This window comes from Chryseobacterium sp. C2(2020) (assembly GCF_014218915.1).
GTDB classification, from domain to species: Bacteria; Bacteroidota; Bacteroidia; order Flavobacteriales; family Weeksellaceae; genus Chryseobacterium; species Chryseobacterium mucoviscidosis.
The window spans coordinates 46,624-68,139 of the sequence record NZ_JACLCT010000025.1; the positions used below are offsets into that span (position 1 = coordinate 46,624).

General features: G+C 33.9%; 23 protein-coding genes, 1 pseudogene and 1 riboswitch. Of the genes and pseudogenes, 11 read left to right on the plus strand and 13 right to left on the minus strand.

The window, feature by feature from the left end:
* Positions 1 to 624: 624 nt before the first annotated feature.
* The 6 genes from H6W52_RS14390 to H6W52_RS14415 all read right to left on the minus strand — a co-directional run bounded on the left by H6W52_RS14390 (position 625) and on the right by H6W52_RS14415 (position 5,220).
* Complete coding sequence (locus H6W52_RS14390) at positions 625 to 1,782, minus strand: DNA/RNA non-specific endonuclease (protein WP_116098868.1); 1,158 nt, start codon at positions 1,780 to 1,782, stop codon at positions 625 to 627.
* A gap of 133 nt (positions 1,783 to 1,915) precedes the next feature.
* Positions 1,916 to 2,371, minus strand: a complete 456-nt coding sequence (locus H6W52_RS14395) for a dCTP deaminase domain-containing protein (RefSeq protein WP_410500333.1) — start codon at positions 2,369 to 2,371, stop codon at positions 1,916 to 1,918.
* A gap of 139 nt (positions 2,372 to 2,510) precedes the next feature.
* Positions 2,511 to 2,990, minus strand: a complete 480-nt coding sequence (locus H6W52_RS14400; RefSeq protein ID WP_185216763.1) for a hypothetical protein — start codon at positions 2,988 to 2,990, stop codon at positions 2,511 to 2,513.
* Between the two features lie 87 nt (positions 2,991 to 3,077).
* A complete protein-coding gene (locus tag H6W52_RS14405) occupies positions 3,078 to 3,353 on the minus strand; it encodes a hypothetical protein (protein WP_116098865.1) in 276 nt (91 codons plus the stop codon).
* 152 nt (positions 3,354 to 3,505) lie between these two features.
* Positions 3,506 to 3,751 carry a hypothetical protein gene (locus H6W52_RS14410; protein WP_116098864.1) on the minus strand — a complete coding sequence of 82 codons (246 nt, stop codon included), beginning with the start codon at positions 3,749 to 3,751 and terminating at the stop codon, positions 3,506 to 3,508.
* A 629-nt stretch (positions 3,752 to 4,380) separates the two neighbouring features.
* Positions 4,381 to 5,220, minus strand: coding sequence for a GLPGLI family protein (locus tag H6W52_RS14415; protein WP_116098863.1), 840 nt, complete (start codon positions 5,218 to 5,220; stop codon positions 4,381 to 4,383).
* 389 nt (positions 5,221 to 5,609) lie between these two features.
* Between H6W52_RS14415 and H6W52_RS14420 the strand changes: the two genes are divergently transcribed.
* The 3 genes from H6W52_RS14420 to H6W52_RS14430 all read left to right on the plus strand — a co-directional run bounded on the left by H6W52_RS14420 (position 5,610) and on the right by H6W52_RS14430 (position 8,087).
* On the plus strand, positions 5,610 to 6,497 hold the full coding sequence (locus H6W52_RS14420; RefSeq protein WP_116098902.1) for a cyanophycinase: 888 nt from the start codon (positions 5,610 to 5,612) through the stop codon (positions 6,495 to 6,497).
* 380 nt (positions 6,498 to 6,877) lie between these two features.
* Positions 6,878 to 7,720, plus strand: a complete 843-nt coding sequence (locus tag H6W52_RS14425; protein WP_116098862.1) for an isoaspartyl peptidase/L-asparaginase — start codon at positions 6,878 to 6,880, stop codon at positions 7,718 to 7,720.
* A gap of 97 nt (positions 7,721 to 7,817) precedes the next feature.
* On the plus strand, positions 7,818 to 8,087 hold the full coding sequence (locus tag H6W52_RS14430) for a YtxH domain-containing protein (protein ID WP_076390001.1): 270 nt from the start codon (positions 7,818 to 7,820) through the stop codon (positions 8,085 to 8,087).
* A gap of 56 nt (positions 8,088 to 8,143) precedes the next feature.
* Here H6W52_RS14430 and H6W52_RS14435 read toward each other — a convergent pair whose 3' ends face one another.
* From H6W52_RS14435 to H6W52_RS14465, 7 genes are all read right to left on the minus strand, one after another.
* Positions 8,144 to 8,941, minus strand: a complete 798-nt coding sequence (locus tag H6W52_RS14435) for a class I SAM-dependent methyltransferase (protein WP_116098861.1) — start codon at positions 8,939 to 8,941, stop codon at positions 8,144 to 8,146.
* Positions 8,942 to 9,188: 247 nt separating this feature from the next.
* Positions 9,189 to 9,773 carry a hypothetical protein gene (locus H6W52_RS14440; RefSeq protein WP_123891986.1) on the minus strand — a complete coding sequence of 195 codons (585 nt, stop codon included), beginning with the start codon at positions 9,771 to 9,773 and terminating at the stop codon, positions 9,189 to 9,191.
* A gap of 142 nt (positions 9,774 to 9,915) precedes the next feature.
* Complete coding sequence (locus tag H6W52_RS14445; protein ID WP_185216764.1) at positions 9,916 to 10,755, minus strand: PH domain-containing protein; 840 nt, start codon at positions 10,753 to 10,755, stop codon at positions 9,916 to 9,918.
* Between the two features lie 270 nt (positions 10,756 to 11,025).
* Positions 11,026 to 11,967: a PH domain-containing protein gene (locus tag H6W52_RS14450; protein WP_116098858.1), complete on the minus strand. Its 942-nt coding sequence runs from the start codon at positions 11,965 to 11,967 to the stop codon at positions 11,026 to 11,028.
* A gap of 140 nt (positions 11,968 to 12,107) precedes the next feature.
* A complete protein-coding gene (hisS, locus tag H6W52_RS14455) occupies positions 12,108 to 13,457 on the minus strand; it encodes a histidine--tRNA ligase (RefSeq protein WP_116098857.1) in 1,350 nt (449 codons plus the stop codon).
* Positions 13,458 to 13,622: 165 nt separating this feature from the next.
* Positions 13,623 to 14,078 carry an HRDC domain-containing protein gene (locus tag H6W52_RS14460; RefSeq protein WP_108410902.1) on the minus strand — a complete coding sequence of 152 codons (456 nt, stop codon included), beginning with the start codon at positions 14,076 to 14,078 and terminating at the stop codon, positions 13,623 to 13,625.
* 17 nt (positions 14,079 to 14,095) lie between these two features.
* Positions 14,096 to 14,428, minus strand: a complete 333-nt coding sequence (locus H6W52_RS14465; protein ID WP_116098901.1) for a single-stranded DNA-binding protein — start codon at positions 14,426 to 14,428, stop codon at positions 14,096 to 14,098.
* A gap of 163 nt (positions 14,429 to 14,591) precedes the next feature.
* Between H6W52_RS14465 and H6W52_RS14470 the strand changes: the two genes are divergently transcribed.
* The 8 genes and pseudogenes from H6W52_RS14470 to metE all read left to right on the plus strand — a co-directional run.
* Positions 14,592 to 15,197 carry an HPP family protein gene (locus H6W52_RS14470; protein WP_116098856.1) on the plus strand — a complete coding sequence of 202 codons (606 nt, stop codon included), beginning with the start codon at positions 14,592 to 14,594 and terminating at the stop codon, positions 15,195 to 15,197.
* Entirely contained in the window at positions 15,194 to 15,538 is a 345-nt protein-coding gene (locus H6W52_RS14475) for a hypothetical protein (RefSeq protein WP_116098855.1), read from the plus strand. Before H6W52_RS14470 ends, H6W52_RS14475 begins: the two co-directional genes overlap by 4 nt.
* A gap of 21 nt (positions 15,539 to 15,559) precedes the next feature.
* Positions 15,560 to 16,462, plus strand: coding sequence for a TIGR01777 family oxidoreductase (locus H6W52_RS14480; protein ID WP_116098854.1), 903 nt, complete (start codon positions 15,560 to 15,562; stop codon positions 16,460 to 16,462).
* Between the two features lie 239 nt (positions 16,463 to 16,701).
* Positions 16,702 to 17,280, plus strand: coding sequence for a hypothetical protein (locus tag H6W52_RS14485; protein ID WP_123891985.1), 579 nt, complete (start codon positions 16,702 to 16,704; stop codon positions 17,278 to 17,280).
* Positions 17,281 to 17,443: 163 nt separating this feature from the next.
* A complete protein-coding gene (locus H6W52_RS14490) occupies positions 17,444 to 17,851 on the plus strand; it encodes a hypothetical protein (protein ID WP_123891984.1) in 408 nt (135 codons plus the stop codon).
* 82 nt (positions 17,852 to 17,933) lie between these two features.
* Positions 17,934 to 18,629, plus strand: a complete 696-nt coding sequence (locus H6W52_RS14495) for a hypothetical protein (RefSeq protein WP_123891983.1) — start codon at positions 17,934 to 17,936, stop codon at positions 18,627 to 18,629.
* A gap of 16 nt (positions 18,630 to 18,645) precedes the next feature.
* Complete coding sequence (locus H6W52_RS14500; RefSeq protein WP_116098849.1) at positions 18,646 to 19,032, plus strand: VOC family protein; 387 nt, start codon at positions 18,646 to 18,648, stop codon at positions 19,030 to 19,032.
* 110 nt (positions 19,033 to 19,142) lie between these two features.
* Positions 19,143 to 19,328: riboswitch (cobalamin riboswitch) on the plus strand.
* A gap of 385 nt (positions 19,329 to 19,713) precedes the next feature.
* Positions 19,714 to 21,441, plus strand: a pseudogene (gene metE / locus H6W52_RS14505) (5-methyltetrahydropteroyltriglutamate--homocysteine S-methyltransferase); the annotation flags it as partial.
* Positions 21,442 to 21,516: the final 75 nt, after the last annotated feature.

Sequence of the window (21,516 nt, forward strand, 5' to 3'; positions counted from 1 at the left end):
TATTAAAAATTTCAAAATCTCAGGAATAAAGATCAATACAATTGAAACCTTGTTGGATGTCTGCCGTCATTAAAGATTGTTTAATAAGGATTAGTAACAACCGTTTTATGTTAGCTGTTTACATCTAAACTTGTCTAAATTTTTTTGCCGCAAAAGATTGTAACACTTTAGTTGTTTAAGTTTAATCCTTAAATGAAAAGAAAGAGCAGATAAGTTTAAAAAAAATCAAAGATTTTTTCTCTTTGCAGACTTTTGAAATACTTTACATACATCCAATAAAGTCTTTTATTTCTTTCGCGGTTAAATTTAAAATGAGTTTAAACAAACTTTCTGTAAAAAATTAAATAAAGGTATTCTAAAAACGTTTAATAGCTGAACCAATCTGCCATAAAATAATTATGGAAAAACGATTCTGTTTTTAAATCCATAGAATAGTTTGTATGGCTTTGTTAATCCCTGACTTTCTAATGTCAAAAAACGAAGCTGCGATAAAGTCAATTGTTCCGTCATAATTGTTACTACGAAAAATTCAATAGAATTACTAAAGTTGAATCTTACACTAATCTTTGATAGAAGCACTTCTTCCACACTTTTTGCAAGCTACGACTACAAGTAGTATATTTTTTATATGTTTTGAATAAACTTGGTATAATCAACGCTTCTTTTCTGCTGTTCATTTACAAATCTGTTATATCTCATTAACTGTTTCATTCTTTTAACTTCATTTATTAAGTCACTTGTTTCATTTTTAGCAATGAATTCGTCAAATTCTGTAGCAAGATGTAAGTGATTAATATGGTTTGTATTTGCATAAAATAAAAGCCTTTCATTTCTATTGATATCTACATCATTGAGTCCAAATTTTATTCCTGTCTTTTCCTCAATAAGCTTAATTTTTACTGTCCATTTTTTTAAATCCTTTTTATTGAAGAGCCTCTCAATATCCTCTGCTTTTAAGGATGGATCGACACGCTTTACTTCCAATGACATTACTTCATCCAGCATTTTTTGCATTGCAATTTCGTGACTAATCAAAAATCCAATTGCTTCAATTTCATTTCCTTTATTATAAACGATTACTTTCCAAAAGTTTAAAGGAACTAACAAGTCGTTTATGAGTTTTGCTTTATTAAAAATCGGACCAGTAAAAACGGAAATTTTATTATCTTGAAAAATACTACGTGCCATATAGTAATCTTCCAAGTCATTCCATAAGCCAGCATTGAATTTTCCAACTTGAGGACAGCAATTTGTGAAATGGAAAGTATCTCCCATTGCTATTTTTCTTTTATCCTCTGTTTTGCCCCATGCTGGGTCATAAAATCTAACCATGTGACCGCGTTGAAAACCAGAGTTTGCATAGTCGTCGTTAGTAAATTGAAAATTGTTGCCATTCACTTTAAGGCGATTATCTATACGCCAAGGGTTACTGCCACGTTCATCATGAACTCTTGCTATTTCGTTACTCTTACCTTCAATATTAACTGCAGAATAAAATGGCAGCTTTTTATCTTTGTTGAACAACACACTAAAGTTTGTGTAGTCAAGAAATAATTTCCCATTTTTGCTGGGCTGCTGGTTAATTGCTATTTGATATCTTAAGTTATCATCTACCATAGGTAAAGGCAAACTTGTATTAAGAAAATTGATATTATAACCTTCCCGATTACTGAAATCAGGATCTCTTAATGCAGATTCAGTAATTTTCTCACTGGTTACGAGATCTGTTGATTCAATTATAAGACTTTCCATCATTTCTTTTAGTTTAAAGATTGCTGCCAATGGTCTAAGTATTGGCGAATATGGGGATTTTTTGCACAAATGTTAAATAGAATTACTGGTGCTAAACTCTGCACAAATTCTCAATCGTAATCTTTCAGCTCCGCTGCTGACAATTACTTGTTGATGGCAATTTTTATCTATTCCATCTTTTCTTCTTATAAATTTCACTATCATCTTCTTCATCTGGATATTTAATTCCATCATCTGAATACTCATAATTTGAGCGAATTGCAAATTTTTCTGCTTGTATTGATTTTGGAACAATTTCAATAGGGTATGTATCTGAAATGTCAAAAAATGATAATTTCCCAATTATATCTAACATTTTTATATGAACTGAAACATTTAAAACATTCTTTATTCCAACTTCTAAATATCCATCATATAAAGGATCTATAAATGGACTATGATTTATAATTAATCCATTCTGTACTGATTCACCACAACTACCAACCATTGCTTTTAGTTTATCACTCAATCTAAAAATTTCTTCTGATCTAACAAGTATATACTGATTAGGTTCGATTGTTAATATCGGTTTTAATTTAGTTAGTTTTTTAATTTCTTTGTCATCAGGACTATTAACAATTTCGTAAGTATATCTCCAAGTCTATAATAATATGATGTGTGTTGAAGATTTTTCTTTAGAAAATTATAAATTGTTAAATAGTTAGACGTTGTGTCTTCTGCATGTCTAATTAATTGTTGTCTATTAAGTAAATACATAATTATATTGATTTTAAAAGGTTTTCAAGTTTTGATATATTTTCATTTAATTCTATTTCTAGATTAGAAATTGTTGTGTTAGTTAACCCATTTAATTTTGCTTCTTGAATTTGGTTCCTCTTCATTTCAATAATATTCAAATAAGATTTTACTTCTAAATTTTTTCTCGAATCTATAGTATTGTTTTTTAAAGTTAATGAGATATCATGTAAGCTTTTTTCAATTTCATTTTGTCGTTTTGAGGTGAAATCTATTTCTTTTTTTTGTTCTATTAATTCCTGACTATAAAAAATAAAAGTAATTAAGCCAATTATACATGCTATTAAAGTAGAGAATGAACTTATAATATTGAAAGTATCTCCAATCTGCCCTCTCTCAACCCAATTTTTAGAATATAATAAAGGAAATAAGATAACTGATAATATAATAATCAAAAAGATAGATGATATAATAACTATTTTTTTAAAATTCAACTTTTCCATTTTTATAATAATTAAAAGTTTTTCAATATTTTATTCTCAAAATTCCTATTAGACATTCGGATTTCCATAATTTCTGATCAATAAATTTTACGAACCTAAATTCCCCTCCCCACTTTTCACCTTATCCACATGCAGCTTGGCGAGCATTCTTTTGATGATATATTCATCGGCTTTTTGCTGTCCTTCGAAGATTAATTTGCCATCTTCGCAGATCTCAGAAATATATTTGTATAAGCCGTCGTAGAGTTCTTTTTGAGTGCCGATGATTCCTGCTACCTTTTTCATTAACTGGGTCTGCTCATCGGCTTTTGCGGCAATAGCCAGTTGAAAATCCTGCAAATCCTGAGGTATCGTACTTTTCATTCCTTTATCCTGTAAAAGCGTAAGATGGGCATTGACTAATGAAATAAGATCTGTAAGCTTGCTGCCTACTCCTTCAAAATTACGTTTCTTAATATCCGTCAGAATCTGTGTGGTGAGGTTAGTGGGAATTCCAGCTCTTTCAATGCGTATTCTTAAACTTTTAAGAGGTTTTTCAGATCTTCTCCTAACAGATACAGAGCCTGAGTAGCCTGTTTCTGCTGCACCAAAGCTGTATTACTGGCTTCTTTCTGCTCTACTTCTTTAATTTTCGACTGAAAAGCATCTTTATATGCCTGCGTATAATTGTGATCTTCCTCTGCAAAAAGCAAAAGGTCTCTGCTGAAACTGGCGATAAGGTCTTTTGCCAGCGGAAGATATTCTTCCTGTTTGATATACATGGTTATTGGTTTTTAATTTAATACTAATATAATAATTTTTATTACAAATTCAATATATAGTTAAACATATTTTTCAATAATGATATTTATTTCACTTTTTCAGTATATCTCCAAATCATTGAAAACTAAGCAATAATAGTATCTGCCAAAGAGAATCATCCTTACTCATGGTAAGCAAATAAAAAATATGGGTTAGAAAAAATTTGTTCTTCATGGTATTAAAAATTAGCAAGCGTTTTCTAACAGAGAGCCTTCGCCAAGCTCAGGATGACACCTCGAATACCAACCGCAATGTTTAAACATTGTCAGCCTGAACATGTCGAAACGTTTATTAGTAAAAGAGATAAGTCAATAAGTTAATTATTTATTGAATAACTTGTAAACTAGAGTGAATGAGATTTTTCATCAGGTCAAAACCTTTGGTTTGCAGGGTAATTATTTGGAGACTCCGGACAAAATGACTGCACACAAAGATCAACAGGGTTTTTCGTCCATCAAAATGCTGTTCTCTGTGGGATGAATTGCGTTTACCTTTAAGCTGAAATCTATTTCAGAAAGATCAATCTGTTTTTACGCTTGGAAAACTGCTGTTTTCTGTAGAGACAATGCCTTTTATCCTCCGCTGAAACTTATTCCAATTCGATGGGATTATACGGAAGAGGAGGAGATTTTACAGCGATCTGGCTGCCATCTTCGTTATACGCTTTTCCATGAAAAAAGCCGGGACTGTCATGATATGTTTGCAATGCTTTTCTAAACTGCTCTCGGGTTATATGAAGAATCCTTTTTTCATTTCTCAGATAGACTGCATTTACCTTTTTATCCATTGCAATGGCTGTAAAATGAAAATTATTGTCGCTGTCTTCCAATTCTAAAATTAAACCGGGAAGATTCTGAAAAATGTAAGGACCGTTGTTAATGGGAATTTCTTTGCAATACCATGCTGTATATTTTCTTCCCCGATACTTCGTAGTGGCTTTATGGCATATATACCCAAGGATTTCTCTGGTCTCGTTTTCAAGTTTCCAGTCGAGAGCGGGCTGTTTTTCTTCATATTGGTACGTAATATTTGTTTTATCCTGTACCGTAATGTTATTTTCCTGAAAATTTTTAATTAAAATACTTCTCCATTTTTCCGCTAAATTAAGGGACTGACCTAATTCTTTAGCTCCTATTTTCTCCAAATGACTGTATTTTTCCATTAAAGAATCTTTGCGCAATACATTAAAATCTGAAAATTTAGAAAATTTCTTTCCTATCTGCAAAACACAGGTTGTTTCCAGTTTTTTCTTTTTGGGATCTTTAACAAATTCTGCTTTATAGTAAATATTCTGATAACTGCTGTCAATAACCATGGCTTCATAAGAATCAGGTTTCATAGAAAAATTTCCGCTTACGGAAATCTGGGCATGGGAGAAAAAACTTAAGAATAAAAACAGGGACTTTAATAAATGATGAGGGTGAAACATTGGTGATCTGGTTTAGAAATTTACTGTGTAAAATGTATATTGAATTTAAGATTCGGCTCAATGGCTGCAATTAACAATTCATCATTGTTTTTATTTGATGGGATTAAAGACAGGAATTGGCTGAACTTTTATTAAAAAAATAACTCTATTCTTTTACACAACCACAAAAATAACAAAAAGATGAGTTAAACTTTTGTTCAAAATACTGATTATAAAAGAAAAAGATCACGATAGCTTAAAAAAAGCTCCAATTTTAATTTTTGCAAAACTTAAATATTCTCACAATCACTTCCCATACCTGCTTTTTAAATTTTATTTTCACTTATTGATTATCAATCCCTCTTAATCCTTTCTCAAATGTTAATTATTTTTTAAATTTGCACCCTATGATGAAACCTGTTGGAAAATTAATTGTTATCGGAGGTGCTGTAAACAAAGGAAGTTTTGCAGAAACCGATTTTGATCAAAGTGTAGAAAAAAACCTGAATTTTTTTGAGAGGGGAATTCTTCGAAAGATTATTAATGAATCTAAATTGAAAGAGAATTCCGTTATTGAGATTATCACCACTGCCTCTCAGATTCCGCAAATTGTAGGTTCCGAATATAAAAAAGCCTTCGAGTTTTTAGGCGCTAAAAATGTAAATATCCTTGATATTCATAACCGTGAGGAAGCGAATTCTGATGCTATTGTTGCGAGAGCCAATGCAGCAGATGTGGTGATGTTTACAGGTGGAGATCAGCTGAGACTGACTTCAATTCTTGGCGGAACAAGGTTTCACGATACCATTTTACTGAAATATCAGGAACAGGATTTCATCTACTCAGGAACTTCTGCCGGAGCCGCTGCGGCATCGGAGAATATGATTTATCAGGGAAGCAGTTCCGAAGCTTTGCTGAAAGGAGAAATTAAAACCACTCAGGGTTTAGGACTGATTGATAACGTGATTATCGATACGCATTTCGTACAGAGAGGAAGAATCGGAAGACTTTTTCAGGCGGTGGTAAACAATCCGAGAACTCTGGGGATCGGTCTGGGAGAAGATACCGGATTGTTCATCCATAATGATGTGATGACTGCGGTAGGTTCGGGACTGGTGATTCTGGTGGACGGAAGGTTTATTAAAGACACCAATCTTACAAATATTAATCTTGGAGAACCTATTTCTATTGATAATTTAACGGTTCACGTAATGTCGATGAACGATCATTATGATCTTACGACAAAAACGCTGACGATTGAGAACTCTCAGTTTAATCCGATTCCACAGGAAAAGTAGAATGTGAATGGTAAATGGTAAATTGTTCCTGTGACAATTTTAGATATTTACAACGAACTTTTTTAAATAAAATATTCTTGTTGGAAAACGCAAAGAAGCAAGATTTTTATTCGTCTCAAATCTTTAAGGCGCAGGAAAATCCAAGATTTTCAATAAGGATTGATGCTTAATTTTATCGTGGATAGAAAGAATTTCAGGATTGCAATATAAATAAGATTCGTGAACAGTGAAAAGCACAGTGAACGATTGAAATATGCAGGAAAATCCTAGCCCCGATAGAAACGGCATCCTTTTGGGTTGCGAAGCGGAGTCCGTAACCCAAAAGATACAGTGGATAGCGGGAGTAAGCTCCAAATAAAATATAAACGACATCAGAATATATGAAAATAATCATCCACGGCGGATTTTTCTCGGAAAGCGACCAGAGCCACGAAGTAAAAACAGCCAAACAGAATTCATTAAAAAGCATTGCTCAGAAAGCATTTGAATATTTAAAATCCAACTCGGCATTTGATACCGTTGCCTACGCCGTTTCTTTGCTGGAAGATGATGAGCTGTACAATGCAGGAATCGGTTCGCAGATCCAAAGCGATGGCGTAATCAGGATGAGTGCAGCGATTATGGATGGAGCAACGCAGAAATTAAGCGGTGTTATCAATATTCAGGATGTGAAGAATCCTGTTTTTGTAGCGAAAGAACTGATGAAAGAAGACGATCGGGTTTTGGGAGGAAGCGGTGCAAAAAATTATGCTACAAAACATGGTTTCGAGAATTTTTCAACTGAAATTCCGCAAAGGAGAAGAGAATATGAAGCGAAACTTGAAAATGGCGGAAAAGGAACTGTAGGTTGTGTAGCGATTGATAAGGACGGAAAATTAGCCGTTGCCACTTCCACCGGAGGAAAAGGTTTTGAAATCCCGGGAAGGATATCCGATTCGGCAACAGTTGCCGGAAATTATGCAAATTCTTTCTGTGCGGTAAGCTGTACCGGAGTGGGTGAAGATATTGTAAGCAATGCCACTGCAACGAAAATTGTAACCCGAGTTACCGATGGTATGACGATAAAAGAAGCGTTTACAAAAACTTTCGACGAATTAAAAACCATCGATGGCTTTGCAGGTGCGATTGCTATTGATAAAAACGGAAATATATACCACCAAGATTCTTATCCTACTATGGTTTTTGCAAGTTTTGACGGAGAAAATTATGAAGTTTTCAATTAAATTTAACATTATTTTATAAGTCTATTTATTTTTTTGGCACAAATTTTACATGATTACTAACATCAAACTTTAATATTAACTTAAAAAAATAGAAATCATGGGAAATAAGACAAAAGGCTTATTAGCGTTATTAGGATTAGGAGCACTTGCATACTGGAAATACAAAAATTCTTCTGAAGAAGATAAGCAAATAGTGAAAGATAAGATCAACACTGCAAAAGACAACCTAAACAAATGGGGAAATGATCTTAAAGATAAAGCCAACAACGTTGCTTCGCAGGTAAAAGATAAAGCCAACGACGTAGCTTCTCAGGCTCAGGATAAAGCGGAAGATCTTAAGAATAAGGCTCAGGAAGCAGTAAGCTAGACCATAAATAGTTTATTTTAACATTCATATATACAGGAAAGTCATCGTAGTTTTTATTACGATGATTTTTTTTGTGCTTCAATGGCAAAAACCAAAGGAATTTTATTTCCGAACTGAGGAATTCTCCATTTTCCTTTTTCAAATTCTTCAACGTGCCTGAAACATGGATACGGCGACCAGTCGAATTCCTGAAACTTTTTGATCTGAAGATTCTGATTAATTAAATTCTGAAGAACTTCAGCCAGAGAATGATTCCACATAACATAATCCTGAACAATATCCGCAGACTGATCTGCATACGTTCCTTCATAGGTTTCCACAATCGGTTTTTCGTTGAAATAGTTGTATTGTACGCCTTTAAAATCGTCGTCGTACATCCAGACTACAGGATGAAATTCTGCCATTACAAATTTCCCTTCCGGTTTCAGAAAACGAGTAATGATTTTTGCCCACTCTCCTAAATCGGGAAGCCAGCCGATTGTTCCGTAACTTGTAAAAACAATGTCGAATTTATGATCGAGAACATCGGGAAGACTGTACAGATCTGTGCAGAGAAATTCTGTATCGGTTCCTGCTTTCTGAGCCAGATCTTTTGCTGCTGCAATGGCTTTATCCGATAAATCGATTCCCGTAACTTTTGCGCCCATTCTCGACAGCGAAATAGAATCCTGCCCGAAATGACACTGAAGATGCAGAATAGTTTTACCTTTTACATCTCCTAAAAGATCTAATTCAATTGAATTTAACGAAGTTCTTCCCTGCAAAAATTCATCTACAAAATAGAAGTCGGATTTGAGATGAGGTTCTACTTTGGCATTCCACGAATTTTTATTAATTTCTAAATAATTTTCCATTGTTTTTTAGTTTTATTGATAAACCTGTTTAAACTTTTTTACCACAAAAGATTTTAACACATTAGTTATTTAAATTTAATACCTAAATGGAAAAAAGAGCACATAAGTTAAAAAAAATCAAAGTTTTTTTTTCTTTGCAGACTTTTGAAATACTTTACATACATCCACTAAAGTCTTTTGTCCCTTTTGCGGTTAATTCTGAAATTAGTTTAAAACAGTTTTCTTAATCAGCTTTAAAATATTAAAATTACCAACCCTGAATCACATAGTTTTTAACCAAAAGCTTTCTTTCAGGCTGTGAAGCATCTTCCGGCTTAAACCACACTTCCACCCTGCTTCCGTAATAATCTCCCCAATCTCCCTCCTGTACGTTAAACTGTTTACTCAGAGGGAATTCTTTCAGTTCATCACCAGGATTTTCCACTTTCACTTTAGTATCTTTTGCAATTTCTTTTTCAGATAAAATTCTGTTGGTGGTAAGATCAAACATTTTCAGATAAACAGTTCCTTTTTCAATTTTATTAAGGAAAACCTGATATTTATAGGTTCCGGGCTGATTATAATCATAAAGAATCATTTCCGGTTTATCGACTTTAAATAATGGCTTTTCGTCACTAAAAGATAGTTTTAAAGGCATATCTACTTTCACATTATTGGGGTTGTAAATATCTCCTTTGTATTCTTTGTAAGGACTTTTGGGAAGCAGAACCGTAAAGAAAACAGCCGTAATAAACATAAAGACGACCGAAAGAACGACCTGTACAAGACCTTCTTTGAATCTTTTCTTAAAAATTTTTGATATTCCTAAAATAATATGCCCCAAAGCAACCATTATCGGCGTTATGAAGCATAAATTCCAGATGATTTTATTTACCGGCAAAATAAGCATCCATATCCAGCAAAAAATACCGACACATGAAATAAAAAACGGCGCAGACCATTTTCCGTTGAATATTTTAAAAAAATTGCTTTTATCATAGTTTTTCTAATAGTTTTTTCTTTTGTGATGTAAATTCTTCTTCTGTTAAAATACCGTTTTCTCTCAGTTGTCCTAATTTTTCGAGTTGTTCCAGAACGCTTTCGGAAACAGTATTCTGCTCCGGAGATGAGGCTTTGGAAACTTCTTCTTTGTTGTATATTTTACTGATGAAATGGTAAAAATCTTGAGCATAATCTTTGTTGAAGAACGATTCAAACTCAACCGTTTTTTCTTTTGTATGAATTCTGATGTTCGGCGACACAAAGTTTTTGACGAAGCTTACTTCAAGAATATTATCATTGAGAAATTCATTCACTTTTGCCGGAGAAAACATCGCTTTGGAAACCGAAATGATTCTTTTGGGCGTAACGAGCAAAATTCCCGCATCCGTAGTCTTGGCGAACTGAGCATCTATAATCGCTAAAATTTTCTCATCCAGATCAAGAACATACGGAAGTTCTTTAATTTCTCCTTTTGTAAACAAAGAAAGATTGGCTCTCAAACTTTCCAGTTGCTTTTTTATCTCTTTCAGTCTTTTTTTATAAAGATCTTTTGAAAGCGCATTCTGTTCTGAATCTGCTATTGAAGGTAAATTTTCGTCAATATTTTCCTGAACGATTTCCTCTTGAGCAATTTCAATTTTTCCGTTTTGGAGGAGATTTTCAAGATCTTTTAAGCTGAAGCGATGCAGATCCGAAAGCAATTCTTCGTTCATCGCACTCGCTTTTTCAAGGCATGAATTACAGATGATATTTCCGTCAGACAGTTTATTTTCGCCCAACATCGTGTCGATTGAAGTCAGTTTTTTTCCACACAATCCGCAATGATCGTTCATTGTCATGTATTATTATATTTAACCCGTTTTTAATTTTTGATTTAAAGTCTGTTTGAACTTTTATTTAAACGCAAAAGATCTACTCAATTTTTTATTTAAAGTTGATCATGATAAATAAAAAAAGCTCACCATAGTTTTTAAAAATCTTTGATTTTTATTCTTTTGAGTGCTTTGATTATTCTGGAAATTCGCTTTAACATTATCTTTTGTCCCTTTTGCCGTTAATTCCGAAATTAGTTTTTCAAAAGTTTTTAGCTAAAAAAACAGAGATTAAAGTCGGTCTAATAATTTTTTCTTCTGTTCTGTAAATTCCTGATCCGTCAGAACGCCCATTTCCCGAAGTTTTCCAAGTTTTTCCAACTGTTCAAAAATAACTTCAGGTGCTTCTTTTGGTACACCGGAATTTTGCTGTACCGGATTTAAATCGGCAGGCTTTTGAAAAGGATTCTCAGAAACCGGCATATTGTACAAATTATAAGACGAAGACTGAATTTGTTGTTGTTGTTGTTGTTGTTGTTGTGAAGCAGACTGACTGGTCGTACCATTCAGATATTGATTAACCGCATTGCAGAAATTCTTTCCGTCATTTTTATTATGAAGCTTAAATTCTGCCGCGGAACCGTTCTTAGAGAAAATTTTCAGGGTTGAATACAAAAGACTTTCCACATGATCTACAGAACGGATATTTTCGAAGAGATATTCGTCTTTCTGTACATTTCCAAAAAGTTTTTTATCAATAAAAACAACTCTTCTCTGCGTAGAAAATAAAAGTCCCTCCACTTTTGCAGGTATGGTAAGACCTTCTGCAATAGCGGTTAACTTTTCATTATTTTCTAAAATATGAACGAGTTCCTTTACTTCGCTGTTCACAAAGATGCTTAACCTCGCATTCAGGGCAACAATCTGATCCTGAATATCATCAAGTCTGGTCATTGTTCCTCCAAATCCAAAAGACGGTGTTTCAGGACTCTGAAAGTTTGAAGTTTGTGACGATCCAAAATTTTCAGTTTCGCCAATTTTTCCCTGCAAAATAATCCCCCTGATTTCAGGCAGGAAAAACTGCTGCAGATTATTGACAACATCCTTATTGATATTGGAAGCCTCATTCAGGCATTTGTTACAGAGAATATGATTGTCCGCCAGTTTATTTTCGCCCAAAAGCGTATCCATAGATGTTAAAGGCGTTCCGCACAATCCACAAATATTGTTCATTTGGTTTTCATGTTTAAAAGTTTAAAAAAAGCATAAAACAATTTATGATTTTCTAAAATACAAATTTGTAACTAAATCGTACCAACTGAAAATAAAAAGCATCAGGATTAATGATGCTTTTTAGTTTTCTGATTTTATTTTTATCCCAAAAACTCTTCCAGAGAAACCGTTTTCTGTTCTCCTGCTTCAAGATCTTTATAGGTTACCGTTGCGTTTTTAATTTCCTCTTCGCCTAAAAATACCAGATTTTTAATTCCTTTTTTCTCCGCATAGGTGAACTGTTTACTGATCTTTGCCGCTTCGGGATACATTTCTGCGGAAATTCCTTTTTCTCTCAATTGTCTGATCAGTTTTAAGGCTTCTACCGTTTCATTTCCTCCGAAATTGGCAAAAAGAAATTCTACTTTAGAGGTAGCTTCTTCAGGGAAAAGTCCGAGTTCTTCCATGACAAGATAAATTCTGTCCAGACCAAAAGAAATACCGATTCCCGGAATATTTTTTACGCCAAAAACTTCCGTAAGATTATCATATCTTCCGCCGCCGCCGATGGAACCCATCTGAACTTCATCTGCTTTTACTTCGAAAATCGCTCCAGTATAATAATCCAGACCTCTTGCCAAAGTAATGTCAAAAACAAGGTTTTGAATATCAATTCCAAGATTTAAAGATTGTGTAATCACAAATTCAAGCTCTTCTACCCCATTCAATCCTGTTTCATTTCCTGCGAACTTTTCTTTTAACTGAAGAAGATTTTCCAGCGCATCATCCGACTGGTTGAAAAGGAAATCCAGTTTGTCAATCGATTCCTGAGCAATTCCTCTTTCCAGCAATTCTTTTACAACACCGTCTTTTCCGATTTTGTCTAATTTATCCAAAGCTACAGTGAAATCAATTAATTTATCGGTAATTCCAGCAAATTCTGCCAATCCGGAAAGAATTTTACGGTTGTTGATGTGGATGGTTACAGAAACTCCAAGCTCCGCGAAAGATTTCAGATACAACTGAACCAGATCTACTTCCTGCAAAAGACTTTCGCTTCCTACAACATCCGCATCGCACTGGTAAAACTCTCTGAATCTTCCTTTTTGAGGACGATCCGCTCTCCAAACCGGTTGAATCTGATACCTTTTAAAAGGAAAAGTAAGCTGATTATGATTCATTGCCACAAATCTTGCAAAAGGTACCGTAAGATCGTAACGAAGGGCTTTATCAGAAATTTGAGAAGTCAGTTTTTGATGATTTTTATTTTCCCAATCTTCCTGATTTACTTTGGAAGTGTAGTCTCCCGAATTTAAAATTTTAAAAATCAGGCGATCTCCTTCCTCTCCGTATTTTCCCGTTAATGTTGAAAGATTTTCAAAACTCGGTGTTTCCAATGGCTGGAATCCGAATAACTCGAAGTTTTTCTGTAAAGTATTGATGATATATCTTCTTCTTGCTACTTCCAGTGCCGTAAAATCTCTCGTCCCTTTTGCTAAACTTGGTTTCATTTTATGATAAATAAATGATATTAATATGTATAAGCTGCAAAAATAAGGAATTGAAAGGACTTTTACTACACATAAACCCGTTTAAACTTTATCAGAAAATAATACTAAACCTCACAGGTTTTAAAAAACCTGTGAGGTTTGAAAATACTTAAAAATACATGAAGATCATATACTTTCCAATATTTCCAAAATCTCTTCACCATAATTCTCTATTTTATGCTTTCCAAAACCTTTTATATCGCGCAATTCCTCTTTTTTTGCAGGCTTATATTTGGCTACAGACATCAGTTCTTTGTTTGAAGCAATAAAATAGCTTGGCAGATTTTGCTCCTTTGCTTTCTCGGAGCGCCAGTATTTCAGTGCTTCCAGTATTTTTAATTCATCACTATTTAAGGCTTCATCTTCTGCGGAATATTTTGCCGTTTTAGAATCTTTTACTACATTTTGCTGAACGATTTTCAGTTCATCAAAATACAAAACAACCGACCAGTATTTTTCGTCCTGAACGAAAGCAGTTTCTACTTTTATGATATCGTGTGATTCCAGAAATGCTTCCAGTGTTTTTTGATCTTTTTCAAGATGTCTGTCATCCAGTCCTATTTTAAAAACTTTTATTTTCATGGCTTACGATTTTTAGATTATTTTCCTCCCAACAAAAGAATTTCATCTACACGAATTTCTGTAATGTATCTTTTTACACCGTCTTTATCGTCATATGATCTGTAAGTAAGTTTTCCTTCCACAGCAATTTCTTTTCCTTTCGGAACGTATTTCTGGAATATTTCAGCGGTTTTTCCGAAAGCAACCAGATTGTGCCATTGCGTTTCCTCCACTTTTTCACCTTTTGCATTGGTGTAGTGATCTGATGTTGCAAGGGAAACGGCAGCCTTTACATTTCCGTTATCGAAGCTGATGATTTCTACTTCTTTTCCTGTAAATCCGATTAGGGTAACTTTGTTTCTTAGTGACATAACTTTATATTTTTTTATATTTAACATTCAGATAAGAGACGTTATCTTTTTCTCAAATCTCTGTGGCAAAGATTGTTGAATTTCAGAACCGGAGTCGGTAGAAAACTATTTAAATTCGTTTGTAGTCGTTTGCAAACGGATAATTTTGTATCTTTGAAATGCTATGAAGAAGACAATAAAAAGAACATTTCGGGTTTCAAAATATGTAATATACAAAGAGACACTTGTAGATTATAAAGAGCATTTCTGGTCGTTTTTGGGAGCATTTTTCGGAATAGGAATGATTGCTTTCATCCAGTCACACACTTTGTCTGCTACAGAAAATATCTTTTTAATCGGTTCTTTCGGAGCTTCAAGCGTTTTAATTTACGGAGCCATTCAAAGCCCTCTTGCGCAACCGAGAAATTTAATCGGAGGACATGTTTTGTCGGCTTTGGTAGGAGTCACGGTTTATAAAATCGTTCCGGATATTATCTGGCTTTCCGCACCTTTAGCTGTTGCTTTTTCCATCGTATTAATGCAGTACACGAAAACGCTGCATCCGCCCGGCGGAGCTACTGCACTAATCGCGGTAAGTTCTACAGGAAAAATTCCAGAACTGGGATATTGGTATGTTCTTTCTCCTGTTCTTTCTGGATGCATTATTCTATTAATTATTGCTTTAATTTTCAATAATATCACTTCGAACAGAAGTTATCCGAATCATAACCAGTTTACATATTTACTGAAGAAAAAACACAAACATCCACACAAAATGAAAAAAGTATGAATTGTCTCGAATGCGGCGAAAAAATTATCGGCAGATCCGACAAAAAATTCTGTAATGATGCCTGCCGAAATGCCTACAATAACAAACAGAACAAGGATTCCAGCAATCTGATGCGGAACATCAATAACAAACTCCGCAAAAATTACAGAATTCTGACGGAAGTGAATACGGAAGGAAAAACAAAAATTGCCAAATCCAAGCTCGATGGCTTAGGTTTTGATTTCGATTATTTCACAAATCTGAAAGTTTATAAAAACGGCTCAGAATATAAATTTATTTACGATTACGGCTATAAACTTTTAGAAGATGATTTTGTTCTGATCGTAAAAAATCAGGCTTAGAAACAACAAAGATTTTTAAACATGAAAGAAATTGTTCTTATCACGGGCGCAAACGGACTGGTTGCCAAAGAATTATCTAAAAAACTTGAGAAAGATTATACGGTACGCTTTCTCACGCGAAAAAAACAGAACAGCAACGATTTTGGATGGGACATCAGAAAAGGAATGATCGACGAAAAAGCTTTTGAGAATGTTTCGCATATCATTCATCTTGCAGGAGCCAATATTTCGGAGAAAAGATGGACTGATGAAAGAAAAAAAGAACTGATTTCAAGCCGTGTAGATTCTGCAGGTTTGCTTTTAAAAACTCTGCAAAAAAATAATATCAAATTAAAATCCTTCATATCTGCTTCCGGAATCAATTATTACGGAACCAAAACAACGGAAAAAATTTTTACTGAAAATGATGGTCCAGGAAATGACTTTTTAAGTGAAGTGGTAGTTCTGTGGGAAAAAGCTGCGGATGATTTTAAGAAACAAAATGTTGCTGAAAGAGTCGTGAAAATCCGTACTGCGGTGGTGCTTTCGGAAAAAGACGGCGCTTTAAAAAAAATGCTTCCGCCTGTAAAAATGGGCATCGGCTCGCCAATCGGAACGGGAAAACAATATATGCCGTGGATTCATATTAATGATATTTGTTCGATTTACGAATTTGCTTTAAAAAATGCTGAACTGGATGGTGCATTCAATGCGAATTCACCGCAACATACAACGAATGAAAATCTGACAAAAAATATGGCGGAAGTGCTTCAAAAACCTCTATTTATGCCTAATGTTCCCGCTTTTGTTTTAAAACTGATGTTTGGAGAACTTTCTGAGGCTTTACTGGAAGGTTCGAGAGCTTCATCGGAAAAAATCCAGAAAGCAGGTTTTCAGTTTGAATTTCCGGATCTGAAAGATGCCTTAAAAAATTTACTAAAATAAGTCTGTTTAAACTTTTATTTAATCGCAAAAGTCACAAAAGATGAACTAAACTTTTATTTAAAGTTGATCATTACAAATCAAAAAGGGCACAATAGTTTTTAAAAATCTTTGATTTTTATTCTTTTTGAGTACTTTGGTTATTATAGAAATTCGCTTTAACATTGTCTTTTGTGTCTTTTGTGGTTAATTCTTAAATAGTTTAAACAAGTTTAATAGAAAATATCAGAAGTAAAAAAATTATGAAAACTATATTCTCACTAAGTCTTTCTTTGCTGCTGTCCATGAATGTTTTGGGGCAGAAAATTGAAAAGGCAGGACCGAAAGACAAAGCCGTAACCGAACATTTTAAAAACGATTACAAGAAAAAAAATTACAGAAAATTTGCCGGAACCATTGTTTTGAAGGATAATACAGCAAAATTCGACGATAAAACGATTTTCTTTGATCAATCTGATAAAATTACTGAAATGATGCTTAAAGAAGGATTGGTTTATCCTCAGCTTTTGACAGAATTTCAGGTGGATAAATTTGAAAACGAAGACAGTGACAGAACGCAGAAAAGATTTGCAAAACTTCAAAAAAACTGGAAAGATTCTTTCGAAGTCAATAATATTAAGTTGAGTGGTGGTTCTGAACTGAGTTTTTTAAGTACCGATGAAAAGATTAAGCGTTTTAAAGTGGTCTGCAAAGATCCGAAGTTTCCGAATCTAATGATCTATTATTTTGAATTAACGGATAAAAATGCTACAAAAGATACTTCTGTTCAGGATTTTATTAAGAATTCCAAACTGACGCATATTTTCCAGAGAACGGAATAAGAAGGATGACTAATAACCATAACATCAATGTAAAAGCTTTATTCAGAAAATATTTTTGGTTAATTATTTTTATTATCATTATTTTTTTGCAGGATTTTTTTCTCGAACCCTTTGTAAAAGATCTGTATTTAAACGACGATATAAAAAATTTCAAAGAGTTTTCATGGAAATACACGGTTTTTATTTTTACTATTCTTGCCGGAATCATTATTTTCATTTCAAGGAAAACATTACGCTTTCAGCTGTGCCTTTAATTTTATTGGGTTTAATGATATTCGGAAGCGGATTTTACTTCGGATTCCATTCTTTGGTGGATAATGCTTTGCTTTTAATCAATTCAAAAACGAAGAATACGGAAATCAATAAAACGTACGAAGTAATTCATGATAAAGAAAAGAAAGTTTTTTGGCTGAATAATGAAAATTCTATTCATGATAAAGAGGATCTTCAAAAAATTAACCGCTATAGAATTTCAAAAGGTTTAAAATCTATTTTTGATCTTCAGAATAATGACACGATAAAAATAACGTTTAATAAAGGATGGTTTGATGTAAATTATCTCGAAAAATAATTACGCTCTGAAAATGTACAATGCGACCAGAAGAAACAAAAATATAGGGACTGAAAATCAAGGTTTTGGTCAAAATAATAAATTGAAAATTTCAACACCTAACGGAACGTTAAAGTCTTTTTACGAAAGAATTGGCAAGCATGAAAAAAAATCTAAAGTAATAAATGGACACGAATTTTTATTTATCATTGAAGAGCTTCGCGAAAACTGTTATCACTCCTGTTCTGTTTCTGATCTTGAAAAGATAATCGAAAATATTCCTAAAGAAGATTACGGAGATTTAAAGTTTATTGTTTTACGCCAACCGAAAAGAAAGGAGGAAATAATCTCTCCGGTTTGGGTAAGACTTGTTTACAGCTTTGAGTACGAAAACGAATATTTTCCGGCGATAATTTTAGACTCAATAGATTTAAACAAAAAGTTAATATGGTCTAAAAAACAAAGCGTTGAAGATCAGAAAGAATTTGAAAGATTAAAGCAAGACGGACATATTTCTACAGAAGATAAAAGGAATTTCGTTTCTCATTTAAGTTTGGAGCCTTCAAGAAACACTCAATTATTCAGAACTTTACCGCATGAATTCGGTCATTATGTTCATTACTTGGAAGTTGTTGAAAGACCTTTTGCAAATGATGAAGATTATGAGGCAAAAGAAATTCGCGATGATTACTACTCAGCTTTATCTAAAGTTGAAAAAGAAACTTTCGCGCACCAGTATGCTGATCGACTGAAGAAAAAATTAACTGAAGAAAAAATAATTCCTTTTAATAGTCTTTAATAATTTAAAATCAAACATGAAAATAAAAAATATAGATCACCTCGTTTTAACGGTCGCAGACATTGAAAAAACGGTAGATTTTTACACCTCTATTCTTGGTTTTGAAGTGGTGACGTTTGGAGAAAACAGAAAAGCGCTGACTTTTGGAAATCAGAAAATCAATCTTCATCAAAAAGGAAAAGAATTTGAACCGAAAGCTGAACATCCGACTTGTGGCTCTGCGGATTTCTGTTTTATTTCCGAAACCGACATTCACGAAGTTTTACAGGAACTAAAGGAAAAGAATATTGAGATCATCGAAGGAATTGTTGAAAGAACCGGAGCTTTGGGAAAAATACAATCGGTTTATTTCAGAGATCCGGATTTAAATCTGATTGAGATAAGCAACTACAGCTCATTGTAAAATACATTCTCGAAAAAATCCAAATAACTGTTCATTCAGAATAATTTTCTGAATTACTTAAAAATAAACAAATAATTCCTACATTTGTTTAGAAAACAGTTCTTTTACATACTTCATCAAACGGAAAAGGTTTTACGTAAAGTAGATTAATAGGGAATCGTGTGAAAATCACGAGCTGTCGCGCAACTGTAAGTAATACTTTAAAGGTTTTTATCCACGTATATCCACTGTGTAAACGGGAAGGATGATAAAAGCTGTTACAAGTCAGGAGACCTGCCTATTCCGAATTGACAATGCTCTCGCGGTTTGGAGTTTTTTGGTCAGACAGATGATACTTTTTTGAACGTAGCAATCTAAATTTTAATTTGATTTTAATTGCAAAGTTTTTAATATTAATTTCTTACTTTAAGAATGAAAAAAATATTCGCCAACCATCAATACAGCAGTTGTTTTTTGCATCTGTTTCAAAAGATATGGTTAAATAATTTTTCATCTTATTGTTGAGAAAAAAGCTTTGTGCAAAACGATAAAATTTCAGAGCATTCTCTTATGTAAAGGGAAAATTGCGTCCTTACTGTATCTTTACCTCTCCATTCTATTTCCTTCTGCAAAAGCATTGCGAAGCATCAGAAGAACTTTTATACACATTAATTATTGTTTAATTTAAAAGTTTTTAAGAAAATGCAAACGCACATTCTTGGCTATCCGCGTATTGGTAGCAAGCGAGAACTCAAAAAAGCCTGCGAGCAGTATTGGTCGGGCAAAATCACTTTAGACGAATTACTGGACGTCGGGAAAAATATCCGACAAAACAATTGGAAGCTTCAGCAGGAAGCAGGAATTGATCTTATTCCGTGTAATGATTTCTCTTTTTACGATCAGGTTTTGGATATGACGTTAACTTTAGGCGCTATTCCTGAACGTTATGAAGAGATTGCTCTTAAAAAATCTGAAACGGATCTCTATTTTGCCATGGCAAGAGGCTTTCAGAAAGAAGGTTTGGACATTACTGCAATGGAAATGACAAAATGGTTTGATACCAATTATCATTTCATTGTTCCGGAATTCCATAAAAATCAGGAATTTAAGCTGTTCTCCCGTAAAATCATCAACGAATTTTTGGATGCTAAACAAGTGGGAATAAATGCAAAACCGGTGATCATAGGTTTGTTAACCTATATTCTGCTTGGGAAAGAAAAGGAGGAAGGTTTCAATAAGCTGGAGCTGGCTCAGAAAATTCTTCCTGTTTATATTCAGATTCTTAAAGAGCTTGAAACTCACGGAGCAGAATACATACAGTTTGATGAACCATTTTTAGCATTAGATCTGGATGAAAAATCAAAAGAAACTTACAGTCTGATTTATACCGAAATAAGAAAACAGTTTCCTCATCTGAAAATCATTGTAGCTACTTATTTTGAAGGTTTAAGAGATAATCTTTCTCTGGCTGTTTCTCTTCCTGTAAATGTGCTGCATCTCGATCTGGTTCGTAGTCCGGAACAGTTGGAGGAAGTTTTAAAAGTAATTCCGGAAACATTGCATCTTTCATTAGGTGTAATTGACGGAAGAAATATATGGAAAAATGATTTCGAAAAATCTCTACGCCTCATTAGACAGGCAACAGATAAAATAGGCTTGGAGAGAATTTTAATTGCTCCTTCCTGCTCATTGCTTCACAGCCCTTCTGATCTTGATCTGGAGAACAACGAAAGTGTTTTATCCTCCGAAATTAAACAATGGATGGCTTTTGCTAAACAGAAAGTCTCTGAAACGGTTACCCTGAAAAAATTAGCCGCAGAAAATCCGGATTATTCCACACTCCTGCTTTTAGCTGAAAATAAAAAAGCCATTGAAAGCCGCAAAACATCACCTCTCATTCATAACAGCGAAGTGAAGGATCGTGTAGATGTAACTACCGAGGAAGATGCTAAAAGAAACAAACCTTTCAGCATGCGAAAAATTTCTCAACAGGATATTCTCAACCTTCCTTTATTCCCTACAACTACAATTGGCTCATTTCCACAGACGAAAGAAGTTAGAAGCTGGAGGGCAAAATTTAAAAAGGGTGAACTGAATGCCAAGCAATACGATGATCTACTAAAAAAAGAAACTGAAAGAACGATCCGTTGGCAGGAGGAAATAGGAATTGATGTTCTGGTTCACGGAGAGTTTGAAAGAAATGATATGGTAGAATATTTCGGAGAACAATTATCAGGATTTGTGTTTACGCAAAACGGCTGGGTTCAAAGCTACGGAAGCCGTTGTGTGAAACCTCCTGTTATTTTCGGAGATGTGTACAGACCGAATCCGATGACGGTTTACTGGTCTGAATATGCGCAATCTTTAACGAAAAAATGGGTGAAAGGAATGTTAACAGGACCAGTAACTATTCTTCAATGGTCTTTTGTGGATGTACTAATTTAGCGTCCAGTTAAAGTTAAGCATAAAACCTTAATTTTAACCTATGAAACGAGAGAGAAAAAT

Excerpts from the sequence above, each read along its gene's own strand:
- H6W52_RS14400 (WP_185216763.1), bottom strand. The coding sequence starts at position 2,990 with ATGGAAAAGTTGAATTTTAAAAAAATAGTTATTATATCATCTATCTTT.
- H6W52_RS14405 (WP_116098865.1), bottom strand. The coding sequence starts at position 3,353 with ATGAAAAGTACGATACCTCAGGATTTGCAGGATTTTCAACTGGCTATT.
- H6W52_RS14410 (WP_116098864.1), bottom strand. The coding sequence starts at position 3,751 with ATGTATATCAAACAGGAAGAATATCTTCCGCTGGCAAAAGACCTTATC.
- H6W52_RS14415 (WP_116098863.1), bottom strand. The coding sequence starts at position 5,220 with ATGTTTCACCCTCATCATTTATTAAAGTCCCTGTTTTTATTCTTAAGT.
- H6W52_RS14420 (WP_116098902.1), top strand. The coding sequence starts at position 5,610 with ATGAAACCTGTTGGAAAATTAATTGTTATCGGAGGTGCTGTAAACAAA.
- H6W52_RS14425 (WP_116098862.1), top strand. The coding sequence starts at position 6,878 with ATGAAAATAATCATCCACGGCGGATTTTTCTCGGAAAGCGACCAGAGC.
- H6W52_RS14430 (WP_076390001.1), top strand. The coding sequence starts at position 7,818 with ATGGGAAATAAGACAAAAGGCTTATTAGCGTTATTAGGATTAGGAGCA.
- H6W52_RS14435 (WP_116098861.1), bottom strand. The coding sequence starts at position 8,941 with ATGGAAAATTATTTAGAAATTAATAAAAATTCGTGGAATGCCAAAGTA.
- H6W52_RS14440 (WP_123891986.1), bottom strand. The coding sequence starts at position 9,773 with ATGGTTGCTTTGGGGCATATTATTTTAGGAATATCAAAAATTTTTAAG.
- H6W52_RS14445 (WP_185216764.1), bottom strand. The coding sequence starts at position 10,755 with ATGAACGATCATTGCGGATTGTGTGGAAAAAAACTGACTTCAATCGAC.
- H6W52_RS14450 (WP_116098858.1), bottom strand. The coding sequence starts at position 11,967 with ATGAACAATATTTGTGGATTGTGCGGAACGCCTTTAACATCTATGGAT.
- hisS (WP_116098857.1), bottom strand. The coding sequence starts at position 13,457 with ATGAAACCAAGTTTAGCAAAAGGGACGAGAGATTTTACGGCACTGGAA.
- H6W52_RS14460 (WP_108410902.1), bottom strand. The coding sequence starts at position 14,078 with ATGAAAATAAAAGTTTTTAAAATAGGACTGGATGACAGACATCTTGAA.
- H6W52_RS14465 (WP_116098901.1), bottom strand. The coding sequence starts at position 14,428 with ATGTCACTAAGAAACAAAGTTACCCTAATCGGATTTACAGGAAAAGAA.
- H6W52_RS14470 (WP_116098856.1), top strand. The coding sequence starts at position 14,592 with ATGAAGAAGACAATAAAAAGAACATTTCGGGTTTCAAAATATGTAATA.
- H6W52_RS14475 (WP_116098855.1), top strand. The coding sequence starts at position 15,194 with ATGAATTGTCTCGAATGCGGCGAAAAAATTATCGGCAGATCCGACAAA.
- H6W52_RS14480 (WP_116098854.1), top strand. The coding sequence starts at position 15,560 with ATGAAAGAAATTGTTCTTATCACGGGCGCAAACGGACTGGTTGCCAAA.
- H6W52_RS14485 (WP_123891985.1), top strand. The coding sequence starts at position 16,702 with ATGAAAACTATATTCTCACTAAGTCTTTCTTTGCTGCTGTCCATGAAT.
- H6W52_RS14490 (WP_123891984.1), top strand. The coding sequence starts at position 17,444 with ATGGAAATACACGGTTTTTATTTTTACTATTCTTGCCGGAATCATTAT.
- H6W52_RS14500 (WP_116098849.1), top strand. The coding sequence starts at position 18,646 with ATGAAAATAAAAAATATAGATCACCTCGTTTTAACGGTCGCAGACATT.